Genomic DNA, 25,291 nt, shown 5'->3' with positions numbered 1-25,291 from the left:
TTGAAACATTCTATTAAAGTGTTACTATTAGCCTTAACGCTAATTATATCTTCATGTAACACATCAAAAAAAGCAGCCGAAGCTGAAGCTGCAAAAAAAGCAGCAGCAGCAAAAAAAGCAGCGCCAAAACCAAAGAAAGGCGATATTCAACCTTATAATAAGGTAGTAACTAAAGATGCCAAAACTGACGAAGGTCTTTTTAAAGTCCATAAAATTGATGATAAATACCTTTATGAAATTCCTGATTCACTTCTAGGAAGAGAAATGTTAGTTGTGACGAGAATTGCAAAAAACACTTCTAACAACAGAAACTTTGGGGGTCAAAAAGCCAATACACAAGTATTACGTTGGCAGAAAAAAGACAAACAAATAATTGTTCGAGTAGTATCACATAACATTGTTGCAGATGAGGATTTACCAGTTCATGAAGCTGTGGTAAACTCAAATTTTGAGCCTGTTTTATACACATTTCCAATACAAGCATTCAATAATGACAAAACTGCTACAGTTATAGATGTAACTGAGTTATACAGTTCGGACGTAAAAGCACTAGGACTTCCTGGTTATTTAAGAACCAGTTATAAAATTAGTAGGTTAGACACAAAAAAATCGTTTATTGAAAGTGTAAAAAGTTACCCTCTTAATATTGAGGCTAGACACGTAAAAACTTACATTGCTAATGCGGCTCCTTCAAATAGCTCTACTGGAACAGTATCTGTAGAAATGAGTAACTCAATGGTATTATTACCAAAAGAACCTATGAAGCGTCGTCATTATGATGAGCGTGTTGGCTGGTTTGCTCGCGGTCAAGTAGATTATGGTCTTGAAGATCAAAAAAGTAAAATGGTAAGATATCTTGATCGTTGGAGACTTGAAGTAAAGGAAGAAGATATCGCAAAATTTAAGCGAGGAGAGTTAGTTGAACCTAAAAAACAAATCGTTTATTATATAGACAGAGCTACTCCAGTGAAATGGCGTAAATACATAAAACAAGGTATTAACGATTGGCAAATAGCTTTTGAAGCAGCTGGGTTTAAAAATGCTATTATTGCTAAAGACCCACCAACTGCAGAAGAAGATCCAGAATGGTCTCCTGAAGATGTGCGTTACTCTGTGGTTCGCTATTTAGCATCTCCAATTCCAAATGCAAATGGACCTCATGTAAGTGATCCTCGTTCTGGAGAAATTTTAGAATCTGACATTAACTGGTATCATAATGTAATGAGTCTATTACAAGGGTGGTTCTTTGTTCAAACTGCAGCTATTAATCCAGAAGCCCAAATGGTAGGATTTAAAGACGAAGTTATGGGTGAACTAATCAAATTTGTATCGTCTCACGAAGTAGGACATACTTTAGGATTGCCACATAACATGGGTAGTAGTAGCGCTTATAAAGTTGATGATTTACGTGACGCTGCTTTTACTCAAAAATATGGCACTGCACCATCTATTATGGATTATGCACGTTTTAATTATGTAGCACAACCAGGAGATGAAGGTGTTGCATTGATGCCAAATATTGGTGTATATGACAAACACGCAATTAAATGGGGATATCGTCCAATTTTAGATGCGAAAACTGCATATGATGAAAAAGAAATTTTAGATAAATGGATTTTAGACCATGCAGACGATCCAATGTATCGTTTTGGACAACAAAACGGAATCGATCCTTCAGCTCAAACTGAAGATTTAGGTGACGATGCTATTAAAGCTAGTGCTTACGGAATAGCTAACTTAAAGCGCATTGTTCCTAACTTAATTGAATGGACTACAAAAGATGGGGAAACATTTGGCGATTTATCTGAAATGTATGGACATGTTGTATCACAATATAATCGCTACATGGGTCACGTAACTACTAATATTGGTGGTGTGTATAAATACACAAAAACTGCCGATCAACCTGGAGATGTATTTGTTAATGTTGACAAAGAGCACCAAGAAAACTGTTTAGAATTTTTAAATGAAGAATTATTTAAAACACCTACTTGGTTAATAGATGAAGCTATCATTAAAAAAACTGAGTTTAATGGTGTTACTGAACGTATTAGAGGTATTCAAGCAAGAACTTTGAATAATGTTTTAAACCTTACTAGAATGATGCGTATGATTGACAATGAAACGCTTAATGGTTCCGAGGCTTACAGCTTAACATCTATGATGACTGATTTACGAAATGGAATTTGGTCTGAGGTAAGAACAGGAAGAAATATTGATACTTACAGAAGAAATCTACAGCGTGCACATGTTGAAAGATTGGCAACACTTATGGAATCTAAAGATGTAACTGGTTTTAGAGGCACAGTAACTGTAAAGCAATCAGATATTCTTCCAGTTGTTCGTGGTGAGTTAAACAGAATTAAACGAATGGCTCAAAATGGAGTTAATAGAGGAAATACCTTAACAAGATACCATTTACAAGATATTGTAGAGCGTATCGATGCTATTTTAGATCCTAAATAATTACATTTCCAAAAAAAAAAGAATAAAAGCCTCTAAGTAAAATACTTAGAGGCTTTTTAGTTAACGCCAACTCATCACCAAACAAAATTTCGCTTGTCCAATATCTTGAGTTTTAAACTAAAAATCACTCCTTATTATCGTCTTTTTCACGATCAATATAATATATATCTCTAGTATTTTTTTGCACAGCAATGGCTGAAAAAATACTTAGCAAAAAGGATATCCCATAAAAGCCTTTTTCACTTAATAATAAATCTGCATTCCATAAACCAATAACCAACAGAACAACTGCAGCAGCCGTTGAAAACCAACTTAAACTATAATAAATTTCTGTTACTGGTATTCCTTCTAACTTATCTCTGACTGCTTTTTGCAAAGAGACAACTGAAAATAATCCGAAAAGTAGTATGGTAAAATAATACCCCTTTTCATTAAGCTGCATATCTGCATTCCATAAACCTATGCAGTATGAGGTTACAGCAACTAATAATGCTGTCCAAGAAGCACCAATAAAAGCAGCCGTAGGCTTTTGGTCAAATACTTTCACTTTCTTTTCTTTTGTTTCTAATGTTTCGTCAACCGAAACCGTTGTTTGATAATCCATGTTTTTTTGTTTTATGATTACAGGTCAAAAATGCAAAACAAGAAATAGTTTTAAAAATTAAAATTATCATATAACTGACGATATATTCTATACTAAATACTATTTTATACTTTTATTTAATGTATTTTTAAATTATATACTGACGATATAATGAACAATATAAATGATATAGTTTTAGATTTAACAACTGAAGAACAACAACGTTTCATTACTTATTTAGAAAAAAAGAATAAGCGTAATGATTCTAAAAATATTCAGTTATTTAAACTTTTAGTCAAAAATGAATTCTCCTCAAAAGAAATCTGTTTCAAACTTTACAATATCAACAAGCTTAATGCATATCATGCTTTAAGAAAAAGACTGTATAGATCTCTAATAGATTATGTTGCTAATACAAATTTAGAAGAAGAGAACTCGATAGATATGCAAATAATTAAATATATTTTGGCATCGAGAACATTTTTACAACAAGGACAATACAGAGTTGCCTATAACATTTTAAATAAAGCAGAAAATCTGGCAAGTGAGCATTATTTATTCGCCTTACTAAGTGAAATTTATCATACCCAAATTCAATATAGTTATTCTTATAAAGAGCTAAACATTGATGATCTAATTTCAAAATTTCAAGAAAACGAAAAAAATCATCATTTAGAGAATCAATTAAACATTGTTTACGCAAAAATCAGGCAAATTCTTAATGAAATTAGTTTCCAAGGAGAAGTAATCGATTTTCAAAGTATTTTAAATAATACCCTTAAAGAGCATAATATTGATATTAATGAGTCTTTATCATTTAAGTCTTTATATCAATTAATGAGTATATTTAGTATTTCTGCTTTTGTAACTAATGATTATTTAAACATTGAACCTTTTTTATTAAACACATATAGACCTATACTACTTCACAAACACAAACACAAGCAATTATATTACCACATACATGTTGTTTATATAATAGCTAACACCTTGTTTAGAAATAAGAAATTTAGTAAGTCAATAGATTTTTTACAGCAAATGCATTTATTAATGCAGGAAAAAAAAGGTAAACATTACAATAATTTTAAGTTAAAATACAACTTATTATTGGCCTTAAATTTAAACTATTCTAATAAACAAAAACTTGCTATTAAGACACTTGAATCAATCGTAAATGAGAATCATTCAGATATTGAATCACTATTAAATATCAATCTTAGTTTAATAACATTTTACTTTCAAGTTGATGATTTCAAAAAAGCTCATGGGATTCTTTCTAAACTTTACCACACAGATTTATGGTATACAAAAAAAGCAGGAATAGAATGGGTTATAAAAAAGAACTTAATAGAAATACTACTCCATATTGAACTTAACAATATCGAATTAGTAGAATCTAGGATTGCAAGTTTTAAAAGATCACATTTCAAATACTTAAAGAGTATTAAACAAGATCGAGCAATAACTTATCTTTTACTTGTTGAATCTTATTATAAAAACCCCGAAATTATTTCTGGGTATGCATTTAAAGAGAAGATAAAATCTTCTTTTGAATGGATAAAACCAGAACAAGAAGATATTTTTGTAATGAGTTTTTACTCATGGCTAAAAAGCAAAATTGATAATAAAAAGCTTTATCCAACAACTTTAAACATCATATCATTATCTCATTCTGTTAATACATAGTTAAAAATAAAACCTCTATTAAACCTTTAAATACTATTTAGGTCTTAACAGTATAACATCAATAATAAAAGCAAATGAAAAGATTAATTGTAATTGCTATAGCACTTGTAAGCTTACAAGGCATAGCACAAGAAAGACAAAGAGAACATCGAAAAGAAGATAGAAAAGAACGTCCACAAACTCTAAAAGACTTAAGTCCAGAAGAAGTTGCAACGCTTCAAACAAAAAAAATGACTTTATATTTAGATTTAACCGAAGCGCAACAAAAAGAAGTCTATAAGATTAATTTAGCTAACGCTAAAGAGCGTCAATCAAAAATGGAAGCGTTAAAAAAAATGAGAGAAAATGGTGAAAAACCATCAAAAGAGAATCGCTACAGCATGATGAATGAACGATTAGACAAGCAAATAGCTCAGAAAAAACAAATGAAATCTATACTTTCTAAAGAGCAATTTGAAAAATTAGAAAAAAGTGTTAAGCATAAAAAAACCGCACAACGTAAACAACATAAACAACGTGGAAAGCAAAAACAAAGATTAAGAAAATCTTAGTTTATTTGATTGGTTAGTTAGAAAAAGCATTGCTTAAAGCAATGCTTTTTTTTATTATAAATTTCTTGCTACTTTTTCTACCGCTTCTATTGTATCATCTAAATCCTGATAGCTTAAAGCATCTGTAATAAACCACGTTTCAAAAGCACTTGGTGCTATATAAACACCTTCATTTAAAAGTCCATGAAAAAAGCACTTAAATCTATCATTATTTCCTAAAGTAGATGTATCAAAGTCTGTAACCTCTTCCGAAGAAAAATGAACCGAAATCATCGATCCAACTCTATTAATCGTATGCTCAATATTAGCATTTGATAATACTTTGGCAATTCCATTATGAAGATATGCTGTTTTTTCCTCCAAACGATTAAACAATTCCTTATCAGAATTAATTGTAGTCAACATCGCTAAACCTGCAGCCATAGCAAGTGGATTGCCACTTAAAGTTCCAGCTTGATAAACAGGACCTAATGGCGCTAAATAATTCATTATTTCGTTACGCGCAGCAAATGCTCCTACTGGTAAACCACCTCCAATTACTTTTCCAAAACAAACAATATCCGCAGCTATTCCAAATAATTCTTGGGCACCTCCTTTTGCTAAACGGAATCCTGTCATTACCTCATCAAAAATCAATAAAACATTATGAGCATCACATAAACTTCTAAGCGATTGTAAAAAACCATCTTTTGGCGGAATACAACCCATATTTCCTGCAACTGGCTCTAAAATAATACAGGAAATATTATCTTTATTAGCCTCTATAAGTTTCTCAACATTTTCAATATCATTATACCTTGCTAACAAAGTGTCTTTAGCTGTACCTTCTGTAACTCCTGGACTATTTGGCGTTCCAAATGTTACTGCACCACTACCAGCCTGAATTAAAAAAGAGTCACTATGTCCATGATAACAACCAGCAAACTTGATAATTTTATCTTTACCTGTATAACCTCTAGCTAATCTAATAGCACTCATACAAGCTTCGGTACCAGAATTTACGAATCGTATTTTGTCAATATTTGGAACCATTGACACAGCAAGTTCTGCTATTTTAGTTTCGATTTCTGTAGGCATTCCAAAAGACGTTCCTTTTTTAGCCTTATCTACTACTGCTTTTACAACTGGCTCAAAAGCATGACCCAATAACATTGGTCCCCAAGAGTTTATATAATCAATTAATCGATTACCATCTTCATCATATAAATAAGCTCCTTTAGCTTCTTTTACAAAAATTGGAGTTCCTCCAACAGCTTTAAATGCTCTTACTGGTGAATTTACACCTCCTGGAATTACTTTTTCTGCTTCTGCAAACAACGCACTACTACGCTTATAAATCATTAATTTTTTTCTTTGGATTGTATATTTAAAACTTGACCAACACTCAAGTCTGTTCCTGACAAACCATTAAGTGTTTTAAGTTCTTTAACTGTTATATTGTGTTTTTTTGATATTGAATACAATGTGTCTCCTTTCACCACAGTATAGGTAGCAACTATATACTCTTGCTCCTTTTTTCGATGCGGTTTTGAAGGTTTATCATCAAATTTATATAACTCATAACGCTCTATAAGGCTAATGAGTTTTTCTGGATACTTTCTATCGGTTGCATAACCTGCGCGTCTCAATTCTCTTGCCCAACCCTTATAGTCGTCTTTATCTAACTTAAATAATTTAGCATATCGTTCACGTTTGGCTAAAAACTCCGAATGATCTCTAAAAGATTTGTCAGCATTTTTATACTTTCTAAAACATTCTTGAGCTTCATCATCATCATGATAGATTTTTGCTCCTTTCCAATCATGACATTTTATTCCAAAATGATTGTTTGCTTTAACAGCTAAACGCCCTCTTCCAGAACCTGATTCTAGAATACCTTGGGCCAATGTAATACTTGCTGGAATACCATATTGTTTCATTTCGGAAACAGCAATATCTTTATAAAAAGCAATGTAATCGTTAGTAGATTTAATTACTGGAGACTTCTTTATTTCTTCAGTTTCTGACTCAGTAACAACTTCTTTTGTTGAAGTAGGTCTTGTATCTGTCTTATTAATTCTAGTATCTACGGTTCTAGCCGATTTTTTTCTAGATCCGCAGCTAACTATAAGAATACTTAGAGCGAATATTAATACTATTCTATTCATTAATTAATGGTAATTCTTTTTCTTTTAATCTTTTATTCATGCCTTTAATGCCTTGTAAACCGCCAGTATGAATTACTAATATTTTAGAATGTTTTTCAAAATAATTAGCCTCAATCATTTTAATAACGCCAAACATGAGCTTTCCAGTATAAACAGGATCTAATGGAATGTTATATTCTTGTTTAAACTGATTTATAAACTCAATCAATTCCCTATTCACTTTAGCATAACCTCCAAAATGAAAATCGGTAATTAATTGCCAATTATTGTTGGTTACAAATTTACTAATATTGGTTGACAAAAAATCACCTTTTAAGGCTGGAAATCCTAAAACTTCTTGATATGATTTAGATGTATTTATAAGCCCTGAAATTGTTCCTCCTGTGCCAACTGCGGAACAGATATAATCAAATTTCTCATCTTCAGCTACTAATATTTCCTCACAACCCTTAACTGCTAGTTGGTTTGTACCTCCTTCGGGTACTAAATAAAAAATACCAAACTCCTCTTTTAGAGTCTTTAAAAAACTATTACTTTCTTTATCACGATAAGCACTTCTAGAAACAAACTTGAGTTGCATACCTTGAGATTTAGCAAACCGCAATGTTGGATTTTCATTAATTTTATTAAACAACTCCTCACCTCTTATCACTCCTATAGTCTTAAAACCAAATTCTTTTCCAGCTGCTGCAACTGCTACAATATGATTTGAGTAAGCACCTCCAAAAGTAAGCAAAGAGTCACACCCAAACTTTTGAGCCTCTTGTAGATTGTATTTTAGTTTTCGATATTTATTCCCAGAAATAAATGGGTGAATTTTATCTTCTCTCTTAATATAGAGCTCAATATTAAGTTCTTCTGGTAATTCAATCTTTTGATTAATACTATCCTGAAATTTAAAATTCATTGGCACTAATATACTTTAAAAAAGTCCAAGGTTTTCTATTTTTTAAATAGCCTAAATTTGTTTCGTTTAAGTAGCATTCTCTCTCAAAAGAAATATTCCTATAAGCAGTTTTCCAGTCTCTATATTGTATTAATCTAATCAAAAATTCAACTAAATACATAAGATAAAAAGGCACTACTAATAATTCTAATTGTTGCCGTAAATGGATACGCTCATGATTAATTAAAATCACATCTGTCTTTAATCTTCGGTATTTTAAAAACACAAAAGGATAAATTGTGAGTCCAGTGTATCCTTTTGGAACTAAGAATTTAGAGATTAAAATCATATATGTTACAATAAAAAATCAATCAAATTTACATTATCTTTGTGACTTATGAAGGAGTTTGTCCCAATTGAAGAAGGAGATTACTATTTAACTCCTGAAGGTTATCGTTGCTTTACCGAGCAATACCTTTTAAAAAGAGGATATTGTTGCGAAAGCGGTTGTAGACATTGTCCTTATGGTTTTGATAACAAAACTAATACCACAAAAAAATTGTAGTTTGGATACTTATTTAATGACATATAAAATAAAAGTTTCAAATACACATCATCGTATTGATATTCGTTATCCTTAGTATTGATAGTCTATTTAAATTTAAAATATTCTATCAATAAAACACACTAACATATATGACATTTCAAGAACAAATATTAGAAGGAATACCAAACATATTACCTCAACCAAAACCATACGAGAGTGCAATTAATCATGCACCAAAACGAAAAGATATTCTTTCGGTAGATGAAAAAAAATTAGCAATTAGAAACGCGCTTCGTTATTTTGATAAAAAACATCATGCAATACTAATTCCAGAATTTAAAAATGAGTTAGAAACTTATGGTCGTATTTATATGTATCGTTTGCGTCCAGATTATAAGATGTATGCGAGACCTATAGATGAGTATCCTGCAAAATCTAAACAAGCTGCTGCTATTATGCTCATGATTCAAAACAATTTGGATTATGCAGTAGCACAACACCCTCATGAGCTTATTACTTATGGCGGTAATGGCGCTGTATTCTCCAATTGGGCGCAATACAGATTAACCATGAAATATCTTGCCGAAATGAATGATGAGCAAACGCTCGTGATATATTCTGGCCATCCAATGGGATTGTTTCCTTCGCATAAAGAAGCACCTAGAGTGGTCGTTACAAATGGTATGATGATTCCAAATTATTCTAAGCAAGATGACTGGGAAAAATTCAACGCCTTAGGAGTTACACAATATGGACAAATGACAGCTGGAAGCTATATGTATATAGGTCCACAAGGTATTGTTCATGGTACAACGATAACTGTTTTAAATGGTTTTAGGAAAATTAAAAAAGAACCTAAAGGCAATTTATTTGTCACTTCTGGTTTAGGAGGAATGTCTGGAGCGCAACCAAAAGCTGGAAATATTGCAGGATGCATCACTGTTTGTGCTGAAGTAAATCCAAAAATCACTCAAGTACGATTAGACCAAGGTTGGATTGATGAAAAAATAACAGATTTAGATGAATTAGTTACTCGTGTAAATAAAGCAAAAGAAAATAAAGAAACCATTTCGATAGCTTATTTAGGAAACATTGTTAATGTTTGGGAAAAATTTGATGATGCAAACATACATATCGATTTAGGAAGCGACCAAACTTCACTTCATAATCCTTGGGCTGGAGGTTATTACCCTGTTGGCTTATCGTTTGAAGAAGCCAATGATATGATGGCCAATAATCCTGATACATTTAAAAGAAAAGTCAAAGAATCTTTACGTCGTCATGCAACAGCAATTAATAAGCATACAGCCAAAGGCACGTATTTCTTTGATTATGGAAACGCCTTTCTTTTGGAAGCTTCAAGAGCTGGTGCTGATGTTATGGCTGAAAACGGTATAGATTTTAAATATCCGAGCTATGTACAAGATATTATGGGGCCAATGTGCTTCGATTATGGATTTGGACCATTTCGTTGGGTTTGCACCTCAGGAAAACCTGAAGATTTAGAAAAAACAGATACTATTGCTTGTGAGATTTTAGAAGAAATGAAGAAACATTCTCCTAAAGAAATTCAACAGCAAATGGCAGACAATATACAATGGATTAAAGGAGCTCAGGAAAACAAACTAGTTGTAGGCTCTCAAGCCAGAATATTATATGCAGATGCCGAAGGACGCATGAAAATTGCTACAGCTTTTAATCATGCTATTGCAAAAGGAGACATTGGATATGTTGTCTTAGGACGTGACCATCATGATGTATCTGGAACCGATTCGCCATATAGAGAAACCTCAAATATATACGATGGTTCTCAATTTACAGCAGATATGGCTATTCACAATGTAATTGGTGATAGTTTTAGAGGCGCTACTTGGGTAAGCATACACAATGGAGGTGGAGTTGGTTGGGGAGAAGTTATAAATGGCGGATTTGGTATGGTTCTTGATGGTACTAAGGATGCTGAAAGGCGCTTAAAATCAATGTTATTCTGGGATGTAAACAATGGGATATCCAGACGAAGTTGGGCAAGAAACGAAGAAGCTGTTTTTGCAATAAAGCGAGCTATGGAAATAGAGCCTAATTTAAAAGTAACACTTCCAAATAATGTTGATGACGATTTACTGAACACATTTTAACCATTAATAAAATTGTTATGAAAAAGTTATTTTATTTATTACCAGTTACATTGCTCTTTTTAGCTACTTCTTCTTGCGTCTCTGTAAGAGTTGCTAGCGATTATGACCGAAATGCTAATTTCAATACGTACAAGACATTTGCGTTTTTTAAAGATGGTATTGATAAAGCTGAAATTAGTGATTTAGATAAACGAAGAATTCTTCGCGCTGTTGAAGCTGAGTTATTAGCCAAAGGGTTTACAAAATCTGAGAATCCAAATTTGTTAGTTAGTATTTTCACAAAGTCTAGAGAAAAAATAAATGTTTACAACAACGGTTGGGGACATTATGGTTATGGTTGGGGTTGGAGCCCTTGGTACTGGAACAATTACCGAGGAAGTACAATTTCTAGGTCTACTGAAGGTACGTTGTTTGTGGATTTAATAGATGCAGATAAAAAAGAATTAGTTTGGCAAGGAATGGGAACAGGTTATATTAAACAGAATATGAAAAATAAAGAAGAACGCATAAAAGAATTTGTTGCCAAAATCATGGAGAAATATCCTCCAGGTACAGAACGATGAATGATAAAAAAGCGCCCAAAAAGAGGGCGCTTTTATTTACGTATCTATCAAATATGGCAAATAGATTTCCACATGAGTCCCATTATTGTTACTACTAATTGAATATCTACAATTAACTTTAAACTTTTTTCTTAAAATTTCAAGACGTTCTTTTATTATATCACCAGAAATAGATTTGTGTATACCTTTTTTATCTATTAAAGAGGTTTTTGAATAACCAACTCCATTATCATCTACTTCACAAAGCAACAAACCTTTATCATTCTTAGTAATTTTAATTTCAATTTTACTTTTATTACTATTTTTTTTTAAACCATGTAAAATAGCATTTTCTACAAAGGGCTGTATCAACATTGGCGGTATAATATAATCTTCTTTATCAATAGTATTTTTTATTGAAAATTTAAAAAAGTTTGAAAAGTTTGACTGTAGCTCTAAATAACTATTGAGGGTTGCAATTTCATCTTTAATATTAACAAATTCTTCTCTTGAATTAGTAAGTACCAGTCTAAATAAATTAGATAGCTTATTAATATATGGTATAGCATCTTCAGATTTCTTATCAACCAATGCACTTATTGTATTCATAGCATTACCGATAAAATGAGGATTCATTTGCGAACGTAATAACCGTTGTTCTAGGTTTTCTTTTTCATATTGGTTTTTTAACTTTCGTTGTCTCCAAAAAAGATAGCCAAAACCAAATAAAAGCAAAATTAATCCACTTAATCCATATGCAATTGTTTTTTGTTGCTTTATTATTGTTTTTTGTTGCTCTTCATTTTTCTTTAACTGCTGAATAGATTCGTCTTTCTCTTTTGCTTGATATTTTGTTTCTAGACTTTGGATATTTTCTTTTGACCTGTCTTTTTGGAATGCATTTAAAAACAAAAATGTTTTATCTATCAAACTCTGATATTGATTATAATCTTGTGTTTCCTTATATGCATATCCTAGCGCTTTTACTGTTAAAAGCAATAGTTTTTTATCATTTCTGGTTTTCGTTTCAATAACATTCAAACTATCTAATAAATTATTCATATCCCGAATACCCTCATCCATAGAATTTTCGAGCATTTTCACATATGCTTTATAAAAAAATATATCATTTTCTCCTGCATCATCTCCTGTTCCATATTGCTCAAAAGCATCAATCGCTCTTTTATAATACTGTAAAGCTAAAATTGGCTGTTCTCTTATCAAATTTAAGCTCGCAATACTTCCATTTATTGAAGCTAGACTTATATTATACTTTGTAGAATCAGAAACATGCAATGCTATATCATAATAATCTTCTGCTTTATCATAATCTCCAAAAAATTCATAAAGATGACCAATTCTTGTATTGATTATAACTGATGCTCTTGGCACTTGCATAAAGATCTTATCATGAGTAGTTTCTAAATAATATTTAAGTGCAAGACTATCATTTCCTAATTTATAATGACTTGCAGCAATCCCTTGTTTAAAAACTCCAGCATACTTATATGGATGAGTCTTATTAATATCTAAAGCTTTTTGATGATTTATTATTGCAAGATTATATTCTTTGTTTTCCATCAAAATATCTCCTTTATAGTAGTAAAGCATCATTAAGTCTTGAATATTTGCTTCTTTCCTTTTACTTTCAACTTCATTATAAAAATTAATTCCTTTATCAATAGAAATTAATGCTTCATCATTATCATTTGCTCTCCATTTTGTAACTCCTTCTCCAAAATAATAATAGGACCAACCATAAAAATCTTCACCTGACTCAAGTATTTTTTTAAAATCCTCAAGTTCTATCCTTTTTCCAGCACTATTCCGAAGCACATTAATAAGCGAATCTACATAGACTTGCGTATATTCTTTACCAGTATCAAATTTAATTAATGCATCATTTTGAGCGTGACTTCTATTAAAAATTAGAAAAAAAGGAATTAAAAAAAGTATTACTTTCATGGTTATAAAAAATTTTAAAAATGCAGAATACCTCTAAAATTATAACAATTATTATAGAAGATGATATTCGTGCTCAGGAATATTTGATAAACATACTTCGAAATCACTTTTCTACGATTGATATTATTGGTGTCTCTCCAAGTATCAAAAAAAGTGTCGAACTTATAAATAGATTAAAACCTGAACTCATTTTTATGGATATTGAATTGACGGATGGATCTTCATTTGCAATATTCAACCAGCTAAACTATCACGATTTTGAAGTCATTTTCGTAACAGCTTTTGATAATTATATACAAAAAGCGATAGATCATTATGCGTTTAGTTTTATAACTAAGCCTATAGATAATGTTAAGCTCGTAGCTGCAGTCCAACATTATTTAAATTTAAAGGAGCGTCTTTATACGCAAAGTAAATTTGAACATTTTTCTAAATTCTTGGATCAAAAAAACACACGCCTTTTAATACATATCGGATCAGAGCATATATCTATTAAAATTGAGGAACTTATTAAATGTGAAGCCGAAGGCAACTACACACAGTTTTATATGAAAAATGGAGATACTCATTTAGCTTCAAATCCGCTTAAATATTATGAATTTCTTTTAATAGAAAAAGGTTTTTTTAAAGCCCATCGTTCAGTAATTATCAATATAAATTGGATAAAATCCATTTACAAAAAAGAATCTATTGTTTTAGAAAACAATGATAAAATACAGGTGTCTGTACGTAACAAATCACATTTATCAGATCTTATTAATTCTATTTCATAAATCTAGTTTACGCTTAACACGATATTCTTAACACTTAACATTTAATTGTTAACGCTCAACTACTTTCTCTAGCAAAAAAACATTTTTAGGAATAACTTCAAACAGTCTTTTATTAATTATTGTTGCTAGACACAACTATTTTAATACACCTTAAACAAAGTAAGATCGCGGTAGCCGAAAAGCGTAAGAGTAGGTTAAATCTAATTTCTATTTTATGAAAAAAATTAACTTTTTTATAGTACTCTTAGTACTTTTAAAAGCAGTAACACTTTATAGTCAGGGTGTTTCTTCTGAAGGCTTACATGCATCAGCATGTAATTATTATACTTCTGATGACTATTGCATTAAACTTAACATGCATAGTGTTGTTGATTCAAACTTTCCTCAAACTATTAATAATGCCATTCTTAATAATGCTGTAAACTTATTAAATGAGGCTTTTAGTAACTCTGGAATTACATTTCAATGGGATAATTCTGTTACAATACATAATAACAATGAAAACATTACTAGTTATTCTTTACCAAATCCAGGGTGTTATAGTGCTAACCAAAATATGTCCATTTTTAATGCTTATACTGAAAGTTCAGGTTTGAGCTTGTTTTTTTTTAATAAACACATTGGTGCAGATGGTGCCACAGATGGAGTAGCCAAATCTCCTTTTGTATTAATTTCCAATCCTACATTTGCAAGCAATAACGGGTTAAAATATAATTTAGCGCATAACGTTGGGCATGCTCTAGGACTATTTCATTTGCAACATGGAACCACCAATGGAAGCTGTGAAAACAACGATGGTTATACTGAAGTACCTGAAACGCCATCAACTAGATGTAATGGAGGTGATTATGTAGATGACACTCCTATTTTACTTGCCGAAACCCTTTTAATTGGTGCTAATTGTATGGTGCCGCAAGACCCAACTGCACCAGAAGCATACGGTCAAGGCAGCTTTACAGCAGATAATTTTATGCTTAATCCAACTCCTGGCACTGCTTCAAATCTTATTAATTGTATGAATTCTACAGCTTTTGGTTTTACTTCTGGTCAAATTAATAGGATGAAAATGTTTCTTGGTCGTCCAACTGATAATTTAAGTCACCTAATAGGAGATTGTTCTGTATCAACTGAATGTAGTGAGTGTAATAAAACTTCAAACTACTATGCGCAGAAAATATTATTTGAATCTTCATCTCCAACATTTTGGCCACCATCTCCTGGAGAAAAGTACTTAGAGCTTAATTGCAATAGTATTACAATAAATAGTTTACCTACTTTTTTTGAGCAACTCCCTCCCAATATTGCCGACTGCGAATATGAATATTCATTAAAACTACCTGGTAGTTCAAATTTTGTACCTTATCAATCTTTGTTTGGTCAAACGATAAATTTCACAGGAGATTCAACTACAGTCCTTAAATTATCAAATAGTGATGGTGATGTATGTTGTTATGAAATAAATTGTAGCACTCCATATACTACAGGATCTGCTATGAATAATTTGCAAACTGAATGCCCAATTGAATGTGATCCTTGCGATATTAACCCAAGTTTTACCTATGAATTTTTGAATTTTTGCACATACAGATTTGTAGCTAACTCTGGGACAAACTGTGAAGATAGTTTTTACGTTTATAAATGGTACCTAACTAGATTAGGTTTCCCTACCTATTATGTTGGTAGTGGCCAATCAATAGATTTGTTTGTTGAAGATTACCCTATGCTTAAATTAGTTATTGAAAATACCCAGCAAAATTGTGAGGTAGAAATAAATCAACAACTTTTGTTTGGTTGTTTTCAACTAAGTCCAAATAATGGAACAATTGAACAAAAACTATCAGGCACAAATAGAAGTATTACTATTTTTCCAAATCCATCAAAACAAGATACTGAATTACGATTTATTGGAATTGATTATAAAGAAGTTTCAACCATTGAAGTTTATAATATTATTGGTAACATAAAAACAATAATGAAGCCTAGAAACAATAGTTTTAAAATAGAAAAATTAACTTCAGGAATCTATTTCATTAGATTTAATACAACTAAAGGAATTGTTCAGAAAAAACTCATTATAGAATAATCAAATATTAAATTCATAATAAAGCCTCTAAATTTCTTTTTAGAGGCTTTAACTTTTAACGTCCAGAGCATCACGCAGAGTATTCCCAATAAGCATAAACGCCATAACCAAACTCATAATACACAATCCTGGAATTAAAGCTAAATAAGGTTTTCCAAGAATGATATAATTATAATGGTCTTTTATCATAGCTCCCCAACTAGCCATTGGTGGTTGTGCTCCTATACCTAAGAAGCTTAAACCACTTTCAATTAAAATAGCTGCAGCAAAATTAGCCGCAGATATTACAATAACTGGTGCCATGATATTTGGAAGAATATGCTTAGTAATAATTCTAAAATCGTTATATCCTAAAGCTCTTGCGGCTGTTACATACTGCATCTCTTTTACTCCAATAATTTGTCCTCTTACGACTCTTGCTACCTCAACCCACATTGTTAAGCCTACCGCAATAAATACTTGCCAAAAACCTTTACCAAGTGCCAATGTAATGGCAATAACCAAAAGTAAGGTTGGAATAGACCACGTAACATTTATAAGCCACATAATAATAGTATCTACTTTTCCTCCAAAATAGCCTGCAAGGCTACCTAATAATATTCCAATAACCAATGATATAAATACTGCTACAAAACCTATAAAGAAAGAAATACGAGCTCCTACAAGAATGCGACTTAAGTAATCACGCCCATATTTATCTGTTCCAAAAAGAAATGTTTTCTCCTCAATATAATCTTGAACTTCTCTATTAAGAAATATAGTTAGTGGTAAGGTTTTTATTTGTCCTACTAAACCATCGGAAGCATATTCGGTGTAACTTAAGATGTCATTTTCCATGTTATAACTGGAAATAGGAATCTCTTCAATTTGATTTATTTCACCAAAAAAAAGTTTCTTAACAAAAGACTGTTCTGTTTTATTCTCTGAAGGTAAAGATAACATAGTCACTTTAAAACCTGGTTTTTTTGAATGAATTGATAAATGCATCTGGTTAGCATTTTGAGAATTATCTGGCGCAATTACATAAGCAAAAACTGAAATTAAGCCTACCAAAACAATAAACCAAAAACTAAAAACGCCCCAAAAGTTCTTTTTAAACTTCTGGAGCGCTAAACTGGTTAATGAGCTACTGGTTTTACTCATTAAATTAATTTTTTACTGTCGTCGCTAATTTTGTTTTTACTTGGTAAGACATTTTTAAATCATTAAGAACGTTAAGAGCCTCCTCAATATATACATCTCTACTTAAACTTTCATGCCAACGGTCTCTCTTCATTTCTAACGTAGAATCTTGCGCTATTAAAGCCAATTCATAAGGCAATGAGTTGAACGTTAAATCTGTTTTGTATTCTGCTAATTTATTAAAACGTTTCGCTTCATTTTCATTAGCGTCCAATTGTGATTTATAGTCTTGATAGTTTAAAGAAAAGTTATTATTATCTCTAATTTTCTTAATCCATTTAGCATTTTCGTCAATTAGCTTAAGTTGCTCACTTTGTTCCATTCGTTCTTTACTTCTTTTTATGGTATCATCGTAATCGAAATAATTTCCCCAAGCTTCATAAGGTGCTGCTTCAATTTTATCCCATGGTAATGGATTGTCTTGATCCTTTTCGCCAATATTAATATAGCTATAACGATCTGGAACAACCACATCACTTTCAACACCTTTCAACTGAACAGAGCCTCCATTTATACGATAATATTTTTGGATTGTAAGCTTAATAGCTCCCATATCACCGTTGGTATTGTTTCTAACAAATCTATTTAAATCTACAACTCGTTGTACCGAACCCTTACCAAAGGTTTGCTTACTTCCAATAACAATAGCTCGCTTATAGTCTTGTAATGCAGCAGCCATAATCTCTGATGCAGATGCCGAGTTTTCATTCACTAAAATTACTAATGGACCATCCCAGGTTATAGAACGATCTCTATCTTTTAAAACCTCAGCTGGTTCACCAGTTGTACGTACTTGCACTACTGGACCTTCTTTAATAAAAAGACCAACCATATCTATAACTGCCCTTAAAGAACCTCCTCCATTATTTCTTAAATCTATTACAAGACCTTCCATTCCTTCGGACTTTAAACGCTCTACCTCTTTCTTAATATCACTTGCAGAATTTCGTGCGTTTTTATCATCGAAATTATCATAAAAACCCGGTAAATTAATCACTCCAAAGGTTTTATTATCCTTTTTAACAGTCGACGACTTTGCATACGTTTCTTCAAGCTCTATAACATCTCTTGGAATAGACAAATCTTCAATAGTTCCATCTACTTTTTTAAGAGTTAAAATAACATTAGTCCCTTTTGGACCTTTTATATATTTAACTGCATCACCAGATCTCATCCCAACAACATTAACGCCTTCTTCTTCATCTTCTTGTCTTACTTTTAATATGGCATCACCAACTTCCAACTTGTTTTGTCTCCAAGCTGAACCTCCCGATATAAGTTCGGTTATGGTAATATATTCACCTTTTTGTATTAACCTTGCTCCAATACCTTCATATTTTCCAGTCATTCGTACATCAAACTCTTCTCTTTCTTGAGGAGCTAGGTAATATGTATGTGGGTCAAATTCTCGTGCAATAGTATTGATGTACACTGTAAACCAGTCATTACGCTCTCTTTCATTAATAAAAACATAAAGTTCATCAAGTAAACGTAATGTTGTTTCTCGTGCTTCTATTTCTAACTCAGTATCAGATCTAACGACAAATTTATTTTCACTATCATCATTAAAAAACTTTTCTAATTCAACATCAGTTAAAGTTTTAATTCCTTCTTCATCTAAAGCACCTACTTCTTGTTTTCTTTTTATATCTGCTTCTTGCTCTAAAACAATATCATGGTAATTAGCAATAGTAGAAAACTTTAATTGGTGCCTCCAACGTTCTTTCATTTCTTTTTTTGATGACACATAAGCTAAGTTTTCATAATTTGCTTCAAAAACTTCATTTTTATTATAATCAAAAGGGGTTTTTAATACTTCTTTATATACCTCTTGAGATTCTGCCATACGCTTTAATAAACGTTCATAAGTTAAATCAAAAAATGCTACATCATAAGCCAATATTTGATCGTCCAACTCAGTTTTATATTTTTCAAATTCCTTAATATCTGACTCATAAAAATAACGCTTATATGGATCTATTTGATCTATATATTCATCAAAAATTGCCTCTGAAAAGTTGTCATTTATGTCTTTAGGTTGAAAATGTCCTTGTTCCAATACCATGGTAATTAATTCCATAAGAGCTTTATCTTTATCGGTATCATCATCTATAGTTTTTGTAGTAAAACTACATGATGCAAAGGCTAAGAGTAATGTAAGTAGTAAAATATTATAATTCCTTTTCATTCTTTCTTTCTTTTTGGGTGAAATTTTATATAAATTAAAGAAAAAATTATGCCAATATTGTGTTATGACACACAATTTTTTGTTAAACAGTATAAAATAAGAATTTCCGAGCGAATTTATTTACTTTTGTAGTTCACAATTTTCCAGTTAAAGTATGCATAAAAAACCACTTATTCTTGTTACAAATGATGATGGTATTACGGCTCCAGGTATTAGAACTTTAATTAAAGTTATGAATACTATTGGTGACGTTGTTGTTGTGGCGCCAGATAGTCCACAAAGTGGGATGGGTCATGCAATTACTGTTGATGCTACTTTACATTGCAGAAAAGAACATATTGATGATGGCCCTCAAGTAGAATATAGTACTTCAGGCACTCCAGCCGATTGTATTAAATTGGCAAGACATGAAATTTTAGACAGAGTACCTGATTTATGTGTTTCCGGAATCAATCATGGCTCCAATTCATCAATAAATGTTATTTACTCAGGCACTATGAGTGCTGCCATTGAAGCTGGAATAGAAGGTATTCCAGCTATTGGATTCTCATTATTAGATTATAATTATGACGCTAATTTTGCACCCAGTGAAGGTTTTATAAAGGCAATCACACTTAATGTTTTAAATAATGGTTTACCAAAAGGGGTGGTTTTAAATGTAAATATTCCTAATCTATCAAAAAAAGCTATTAAAGGCATTAAAGTTTGTAGGCAAGCAAATGCTAATTGGGTGGAGAAATTTGATAAACGTCAAAATCCGCAAGGGAAAGATTATTATTGGTTAACTGGAGAATTTGTGAATTTAGATAAAGGTGAAGATACCGATGAGTGGGCTTTAAAACAGGGTTATATTTCGGTAGTTCCTGTACAATTTGACATGACTGCTCACCATTTTATACAACAATTAAACTCATGGTCTTTTAATGAAGAATAAAAATATTATTATTGGCATACTAGTTGGACTAGTTGCTAACGCTATTGGCTTATATTTTGCAGCAATGTTTTTAGGAAAAGGAGACGATCCTTTTACGGTTATTAAAGCTGCAAATACTGAAGGGTTTTTAGGCAAATTAGTGAGTCTCGGTGCTATTGTAAACCTTGGAGCTTTTTTTGTTTTTATAAAAAAGAAACAAGACCATCGTGCTAAAGGTGTGCTTTTAGCCACTGTTTTAATTGCTGTTTTTACGTTTGTAATTAAATTATAAATACATGAAGTACTACATTATTTCAGGAGAAGCTTCGGGTGACTTACATGGATCTAATCTCATGAAAGCACTCCAACACCAAGATGTGAACGCTGAGTTCAGGTTTTGGGGAGGCGATCTTATGCAAAATGTTGGTGGTACTTTAATTAAGCATTATAAAGAATTGGCCTTTATGGGTTTTATCGAGGTTATTATGAACCTTAGAACCATTACCAAAAACCTTAAATTCTGTAAGCAAGATATTGAAACCTATAATCCAGATGCAATTATATTTATAGACTACCCTGGATTTAATTTACGTATAGCAAAATGGGCGAAAGTCAAAGGATTTAAAACGCATTATTATATTTCACCACAAATTTGGGCATGGAAAGAAAATAGAATCAATGCTATTAAAAGGGATGTTGATAAAATGTATGTTATTCTTCCTTTTGAAAAATCGTTTTATGAAGACAAACATAATTATCCAGTAGAGTTTGTTGGTCATCCATTAATTGATGCAATAGCCAATAGAACACAAGTTGATTTATATGAATTTAGAGCAGAACATGAACTAAGTAACAAACCAATTATTGCCTTATTACCAGGAAGCAGAAAACAAGAGATAACAAAAATGCTTTCTATAATGCTGAGTGTGGTTGAAAATTTTAAAAATTACCAATTTGTTATCGCTGGTGCACCTAGTCAAGATTATAGTTTCTACCAACAATTTATTAAAAAAGCCAATGTCCATTTTGTAAGTAATAAAACGTATGATTTGCTAAGTGTATCCAAGGCTGCTTTGGTAACATCTGGCACTGCTACCTTAGAAACAGCCTTATTTAAAGTTCCTCAAGTAGTGTGCTATAAAGGTTCATGGTTATCATATCAAATAGGTAAACGTTTAGTAAAGCATATTAAATATATTTCACTAGTGAATTTAATTATGGACAAGGAAGTTGTTACCGAACTGATTCAAAATGAATGCAATACAAATCGTATAAATAAGGAGCTGCAAAAAATTCTAGATGATTATGAACGCTCCAAGTTTTTTATAAGCTATTACGAACTTGAAAAAAAGCTCGGTGGCAAAGGCGCTAGTGAGAAAGTTGCACAATTAATTTTTAATTCTTTAAATTAGCAATGACTACATATAGTTTTTATGCGATTTTTGCCCTTTATTTTATTACTTCTTATTGGTTTTACGTCTTGTAAATCTTCAAAACTTACGACTAAAAACAAGAGCGAACCCATTGCAAAAACACATCGGTTAAAAAAAAGTAAGAAAACCTATAACGCAAGTTCTGAAAGTTTAAAAGCAGAAAATATTGTGTATTATGCTCAACAATTTGAAGGTGTTAAATATAAGTACGGAGGTACTACAAAAAGAGGAATGGATTGTTCTGGGCTCATTCAAACTTCATATAAAAGTGAATCTATATTGCTGCCAAGAACAACTCATGATTTAGCTAAATCAGGTGATTGGATTGATTTAAAAGAAGTGAAAAAAGGTGATTTACTGTTTTTTGCAACCAAAAAAAACAGCAGAAAAGTGAATCATGTTGGTATTGTAACCAATGTAAATAATGATGATGTAGAATTCATCCATGCTTCTACAAGTAAAGGTGTTATTAATTCAAAATTAAAAGAACGTTATTGGTATTTTGCCTTTGTACAAGCAAGACGTGTTTTGTAAGATTTTTATTATCTTACATGTATGCAACTGCTTAATTTTACGATAATTAAACTGGCTATATGCTTAATCATAGGTATTCTTATTGGATATTTTTTTGATGTAAACACAGTGTATATTATAAGTTTAAGCGTTGCTTTTTTATTAATGTTAATTGTTGATTTATTCATCTTTAAAAATACTCGAAAGAAACATTCTTGGGCTGCATATGTTATTTATTTGACAACCATTTGTATTGGCTGTTTAAGTATTAATACACATACTGAGTCTAATTTTAATAATCACTATACTAAGCTTAATAAAAAGCAAACAGATTCAACTCTACTAATAAGCCTTAGAATAAGAGAGGTTTTAAAATCAGGAAGTTTTTACGACAAGTATATTATTGACATCTTGAGTCTTGATAGTACAAAAATCTCTGGTCGTTCGCTACTAAATGTTGCTAAAGATTCAACAACATCCCCTCTAAAAGTTGATGACATTTTAATAACTAAAACACAGTTTAAGGAATTGATTCCTCCTCTAAATCCTTATCAATTTGATTATAAAGCTTATTTAAAGAAACAACATATTTATCATCAACTTTTTGTTTCAAATACTGAAATTTATACTATAAGTAAAAACAAACACACACTATTCGGTTTTGCTAGCTTACTAAGAGAAATCATAAATAGTAAACTTCAAAGCTATAGTTTTAAACCTGAAGAACTTGCTATAATTAATGCATTACTATTAGGGCAAAGACAAGACATATCTAAAGAGATATATGATAATTATACACAAGCTGGAGCCATACATATACTGGCGGTTTCTGGTTTGCATGTTGGGATTATTCTTATTCTATTAAATGTTTTGTTTAAACCTATAGAATACTTGAAACATGGTTTACTTATTAAAACCTCATTGCTAATTATAGTTTTATGGAGTTTTGCAATAGTTGCTGGATTATCTGCTTCGGTTGTTAGAGCCGTAAGTATGTTTACTGTGGTAGCAATAGCCATAAATTTAAAAAGACCAACCAATGTATACAATACATTGACTATATCCATGTTTATCCTTTTACTATGGAAACCAACCTTTTTATTTGATGTAGGTTTTCAACTAAGCTATCTGGCAGTTTTTGCAATTGTTGCCATACAACCAATGTTAGATAAACTATGGCAACCTAAACTTAAGTTGGTAAAAATATTCTGGAATATTTTTACTGTAACACTTGCTGCTCAATTTGGCATTATACCAATAAGTCTATATTATTTTCATCAGTTTCCAGGATTATTCTTTATTTCAAATCTTGCTATTATTCCATTCCTAGGAATAATTTTAGGTTTAGGAATTATTGTCGTTGGACTATCATTACTAAATCTGCTCCCATCTTTTCTTACAAATGCTTATGGAACTATTATTTCAAAAATGAATATGCTTGTTGATTGGGTAGCAAATCAAGAATCTTTTTTGTTTAAAAATATTTCTTTTGACTTTATACATGTACTAATTAGTTATACAATCATTATTGGCATCATATTTTATTTGAAAACTAAAACGTTAAGAAGTATTATTTCTTTACTTGCCATCATTATTGTTAGTCAAGGTGTTTTAATGTTTGACAAAAAGAAAAATGTTGAAAATTCCTTTGTAGTATTCCACAAATCAAGACACAGTATTATCGGTCATAAAGCAAACCAAGAATTGCATCTTTATACAAGCATCAATGATAGTATTTTACAGAATGAAAAAACTATTACCAACTACAAAGTTGGTGCCCATATAAAAACTACTACTATTGATTCCATTAAAAACATCTATATTTTTAACAATCATAAACTATTAGTAATAGATAGTTTAGGTGTTTATAAAACTTCAAAATTTAAGCCTACTATAGTATTGCTTCAATACTCTCCTAAAATTAACTTAGAACGATTAATAGAATGGTTACAGCCTGAATTAATAATAAGTGATGGAAGTAATTACAAAAGCTATCAAGAACGTTGGAAAGTTACTTGTGAAGCAAAAAAAATCCGTTTCCATAGGACAAGTGAAAAAGGAGCTTTTATATATGATTATTAAAATTACTTCTCTGTAAACTCAGGCTTGAATGCTTTGTAATACTCAGTAAAAGCGTCTTGCGATTTAATGTTTTTATGCTCGTCCTTTTTAAACATCTTTAAGTATAATTCAAGTTCTTGAGGTTTTTTAACACCTCTTAATGGTACTAGCATTTTTAAATCTTCATCTAAAAAAACAACTGTTGGGTAAGCTGAAACTTGAAAATATCGTGTTAATTGATGTGCTGAATTTCTAGATTTTGCCCTAGCTGGTTCGTAATTAGGGTTAGAGAATACTCTACCATTAAATACAAGCTCATCGTTTCCTTCTGCATTAAATTTTACAGCATAATAATGCTCATTTACATAAGCAACTACATCTTTATTTTTAAATGTAATTCGATCCATCAATTTACATGGTCCACACCAAACGGTGTACATGTCTATCATGATTTTTTTAGGTGTTTTCTTTTGAAGCTCAACAGCTTCTTCAATGGTTACCCAATTTATATCTTGTGCTGATATTAGGTTTACAGCAAAGACTAGCACGAAGGTTATTACTATCTTTTTCATAATTCGATTTGTTGCAAAATATGTGCCTAACTTACAAAAAATGCTCCTAAAAAGGAGCATTTTAC

General features: G+C 31.3%; 22 protein-coding genes. 13 read left to right on the top strand and 9 right to left on the bottom strand.

The genetic code is table 11. From position 1 onward, the window contains the following. Positions 1–2,466, top strand: coding sequence for a zinc-dependent metalloprotease (locus ABGB03_RS01885; RefSeq protein WP_347924373.1), 2,466 nt, complete (start codon positions 1–3; stop codon positions 2,464–2,466). 124 nt (positions 2,467–2,590) lie between these two features. Here ABGB03_RS01885 and yiaA read toward each other — a convergent pair whose 3' ends face one another. After that, positions 2,591–3,070, bottom strand: coding sequence for an inner membrane protein YiaA (gene yiaA, locus ABGB03_RS01880; RefSeq protein ID WP_347924372.1), 480 nt, complete (start codon positions 3,068–3,070; stop codon positions 2,591–2,593). Positions 3,071–3,220: 150 nt separating this feature from the next. Between yiaA and ABGB03_RS01875 the strand changes: the two genes are divergently transcribed. Together ABGB03_RS01875 and ABGB03_RS01870 are read left to right on the top strand one after the other, a co-directional pair. After that, a complete protein-coding gene (locus ABGB03_RS01875) occupies positions 3,221–4,735 on the top strand; it encodes a hypothetical protein (RefSeq protein ID WP_347924370.1) in 1,515 nt (504 codons plus the stop codon). Between the two features lie 74 nt (positions 4,736–4,809). Beyond that, a complete protein-coding gene (locus ABGB03_RS01870; protein WP_347924368.1) occupies positions 4,810–5,286 on the top strand; it encodes a hypothetical protein in 477 nt (158 codons plus the stop codon). Positions 5,287–5,340: 54 nt separating this feature from the next. Here ABGB03_RS01870 and hemL read toward each other — a convergent pair whose 3' ends face one another. From hemL to ABGB03_RS01850, 4 genes are read right to left on the bottom strand one after another with little or no spacing between them, the layout of a single operon-like run. Continuing rightward, the gene (hemL, locus tag ABGB03_RS01865) at positions 5,341–6,627 is read right to left on the bottom strand and encodes a glutamate-1-semialdehyde 2,1-aminomutase (protein WP_347924366.1); all 1,287 of its coding nucleotides are present in this window, start codon (positions 6,625–6,627) and stop codon (positions 5,341–5,343) included. Next, on the bottom strand, positions 6,627–7,433 hold the full coding sequence (locus ABGB03_RS01860; RefSeq protein WP_347924365.1) for a glucosaminidase domain-containing protein: 807 nt from the start codon (positions 7,431–7,433) through the stop codon (positions 6,627–6,629). The genes hemL and ABGB03_RS01860 overlap by 1 nt, the downstream gene beginning before the upstream one ends. Next, the gene (locus ABGB03_RS01855; RefSeq protein ID WP_347924364.1) at positions 7,426–8,340 is read right to left on the bottom strand and encodes a pyridoxal-phosphate dependent enzyme; all 915 of its coding nucleotides are present in this window, start codon (positions 8,338–8,340) and stop codon (positions 7,426–7,428) included. The genes ABGB03_RS01860 and ABGB03_RS01855 overlap by 8 nt, the downstream gene beginning before the upstream one ends. Next, on the bottom strand, positions 8,330–8,668 hold the full coding sequence (locus ABGB03_RS01850) for a hypothetical protein (RefSeq protein WP_347924363.1): 339 nt from the start codon (positions 8,666–8,668) through the stop codon (positions 8,330–8,332). The genes ABGB03_RS01855 and ABGB03_RS01850 overlap by 11 nt, the downstream gene beginning before the upstream one ends. Positions 8,669–8,716: 48 nt before the next feature. Between ABGB03_RS01850 and ABGB03_RS01845 the strand changes: the two genes are divergently transcribed. From ABGB03_RS01845 to ABGB03_RS01835, 3 genes are all read left to right on the top strand, one after another. Continuing rightward, positions 8,717–8,884: a DUF5522 domain-containing protein gene (locus ABGB03_RS01845; protein WP_347924362.1), complete on the top strand. Its 168-nt coding sequence runs from the start codon at positions 8,717–8,719 to the stop codon at positions 8,882–8,884. 131 nt (positions 8,885–9,015) lie between these two features. Then, entirely contained in the window at positions 9,016–11,001 is a 1,986-nt protein-coding gene (locus ABGB03_RS01840; RefSeq protein WP_347924361.1) for a urocanate hydratase, read from the top strand. Between the two features lie 17 nt (positions 11,002–11,018). Beyond that, positions 11,019–11,564 (top strand): DUF4136 domain-containing protein, encoded by a 546-nt coding sequence (locus ABGB03_RS01835; protein WP_347924360.1) that lies wholly within the window; start codon positions 11,019–11,021, stop codon positions 11,562–11,564. 36 nt (positions 11,565–11,600) lie between these two features. Here ABGB03_RS01835 and ABGB03_RS01830 read toward each other — a convergent pair whose 3' ends face one another. Then, positions 11,601–13,508, bottom strand: a complete 1,908-nt coding sequence (locus ABGB03_RS01830; protein ID WP_347924359.1) for a histidine kinase — start codon at positions 13,506–13,508, stop codon at positions 11,601–11,603. A 20-nt stretch (positions 13,509–13,528) separates the two neighbouring features. On the opposite strand from ABGB03_RS01830, the gene ABGB03_RS01825 reads away from it, so the two are divergent. Beyond that, the gene (locus ABGB03_RS01825) at positions 13,529–14,281 is read left to right on the top strand and encodes a LytTR family DNA-binding domain-containing protein (protein ID WP_347924358.1); all 753 of its coding nucleotides are present in this window, start codon (positions 13,529–13,531) and stop codon (positions 14,279–14,281) included. 214 nt (positions 14,282–14,495) lie between these two features. Continuing rightward, complete coding sequence (locus ABGB03_RS01820) at positions 14,496–16,364, top strand: zinc-dependent metalloprotease (RefSeq protein ID WP_347924357.1); 1,869 nt, start codon at positions 14,496–14,498, stop codon at positions 16,362–16,364. Positions 16,365–16,412: 48 nt separating this feature from the next. Here the strand turns inward: ABGB03_RS01820 and ABGB03_RS01815 are convergent, their stop codons facing one another. Both ABGB03_RS01815 and ABGB03_RS01810 read right to left on the bottom strand, forming a co-directional pair. After that, positions 16,413–17,507 (bottom strand): ABC transporter permease, encoded by a 1,095-nt coding sequence (locus tag ABGB03_RS01815; protein ID WP_347924356.1) that lies wholly within the window; start codon positions 17,505–17,507, stop codon positions 16,413–16,415. A 4-nt stretch (positions 17,508–17,511) separates the two neighbouring features. Further along, a complete protein-coding gene (locus ABGB03_RS01810) occupies positions 17,512–19,734 on the bottom strand; it encodes a carboxy terminal-processing peptidase (RefSeq protein ID WP_347924354.1) in 2,223 nt (740 codons plus the stop codon). A gap of 154 nt (positions 19,735–19,888) precedes the next feature. Between ABGB03_RS01810 and surE the strand changes: the two genes are divergently transcribed. The 5 genes from surE to ABGB03_RS01785 are packed head-to-tail and all read left to right on the top strand — an operon-like array spanning position 19,889 to position 24,675. Further along, positions 19,889–20,668, top strand: coding sequence for a 5'/3'-nucleotidase SurE (surE, locus tag ABGB03_RS01805; RefSeq protein ID WP_347924352.1), 780 nt, complete (start codon positions 19,889–19,891; stop codon positions 20,666–20,668). Further along, a complete protein-coding gene (locus tag ABGB03_RS01800; protein ID WP_347924351.1) occupies positions 20,658–20,939 on the top strand; it encodes a hypothetical protein in 282 nt (93 codons plus the stop codon). The genes surE and ABGB03_RS01800 overlap by 11 nt, the downstream gene beginning before the upstream one ends. Before the next feature lie 4 nt (positions 20,940–20,943). Beyond that, entirely contained in the window at positions 20,944–22,059 is a 1,116-nt protein-coding gene (gene lpxB / locus ABGB03_RS01795) for a lipid-A-disaccharide synthase (protein ID WP_347924349.1), read from the top strand. 21 nt (positions 22,060–22,080) lie between these two features. Continuing rightward, positions 22,081–22,614 carry a C40 family peptidase gene (locus ABGB03_RS01790; RefSeq protein ID WP_347924347.1) on the top strand — a complete coding sequence of 178 codons (534 nt, stop codon included), beginning with the start codon at positions 22,081–22,083 and terminating at the stop codon, positions 22,612–22,614. A gap of 21 nt (positions 22,615–22,635) precedes the next feature. Continuing rightward, the gene (locus tag ABGB03_RS01785) at positions 22,636–24,675 is read left to right on the top strand and encodes a ComEC/Rec2 family competence protein (protein WP_347924345.1); all 2,040 of its coding nucleotides are present in this window, start codon (positions 22,636–22,638) and stop codon (positions 24,673–24,675) included. 2 nt (positions 24,676–24,677) lie between these two features. Here ABGB03_RS01785 and ABGB03_RS01780 read toward each other — a convergent pair whose 3' ends face one another. Further along, positions 24,678–25,226, bottom strand: a complete 549-nt coding sequence (locus ABGB03_RS01780; RefSeq protein WP_347924343.1) for a thioredoxin family protein — start codon at positions 25,224–25,226, stop codon at positions 24,678–24,680. Positions 25,227–25,291 lie beyond the last annotated feature (65 nt).

The sequence above is a fragment of the Pontimicrobium sp. SW4 genome (assembly GCF_039954625.1).
Classification (GTDB): Bacteria; Bacteroidota; Bacteroidia; order Flavobacteriales; family Flavobacteriaceae; genus Pontimicrobium.
Note: the sequence above shows the minus strand (reverse complement) of the source record. Positions and strands in the feature narration are given on the sequence as shown.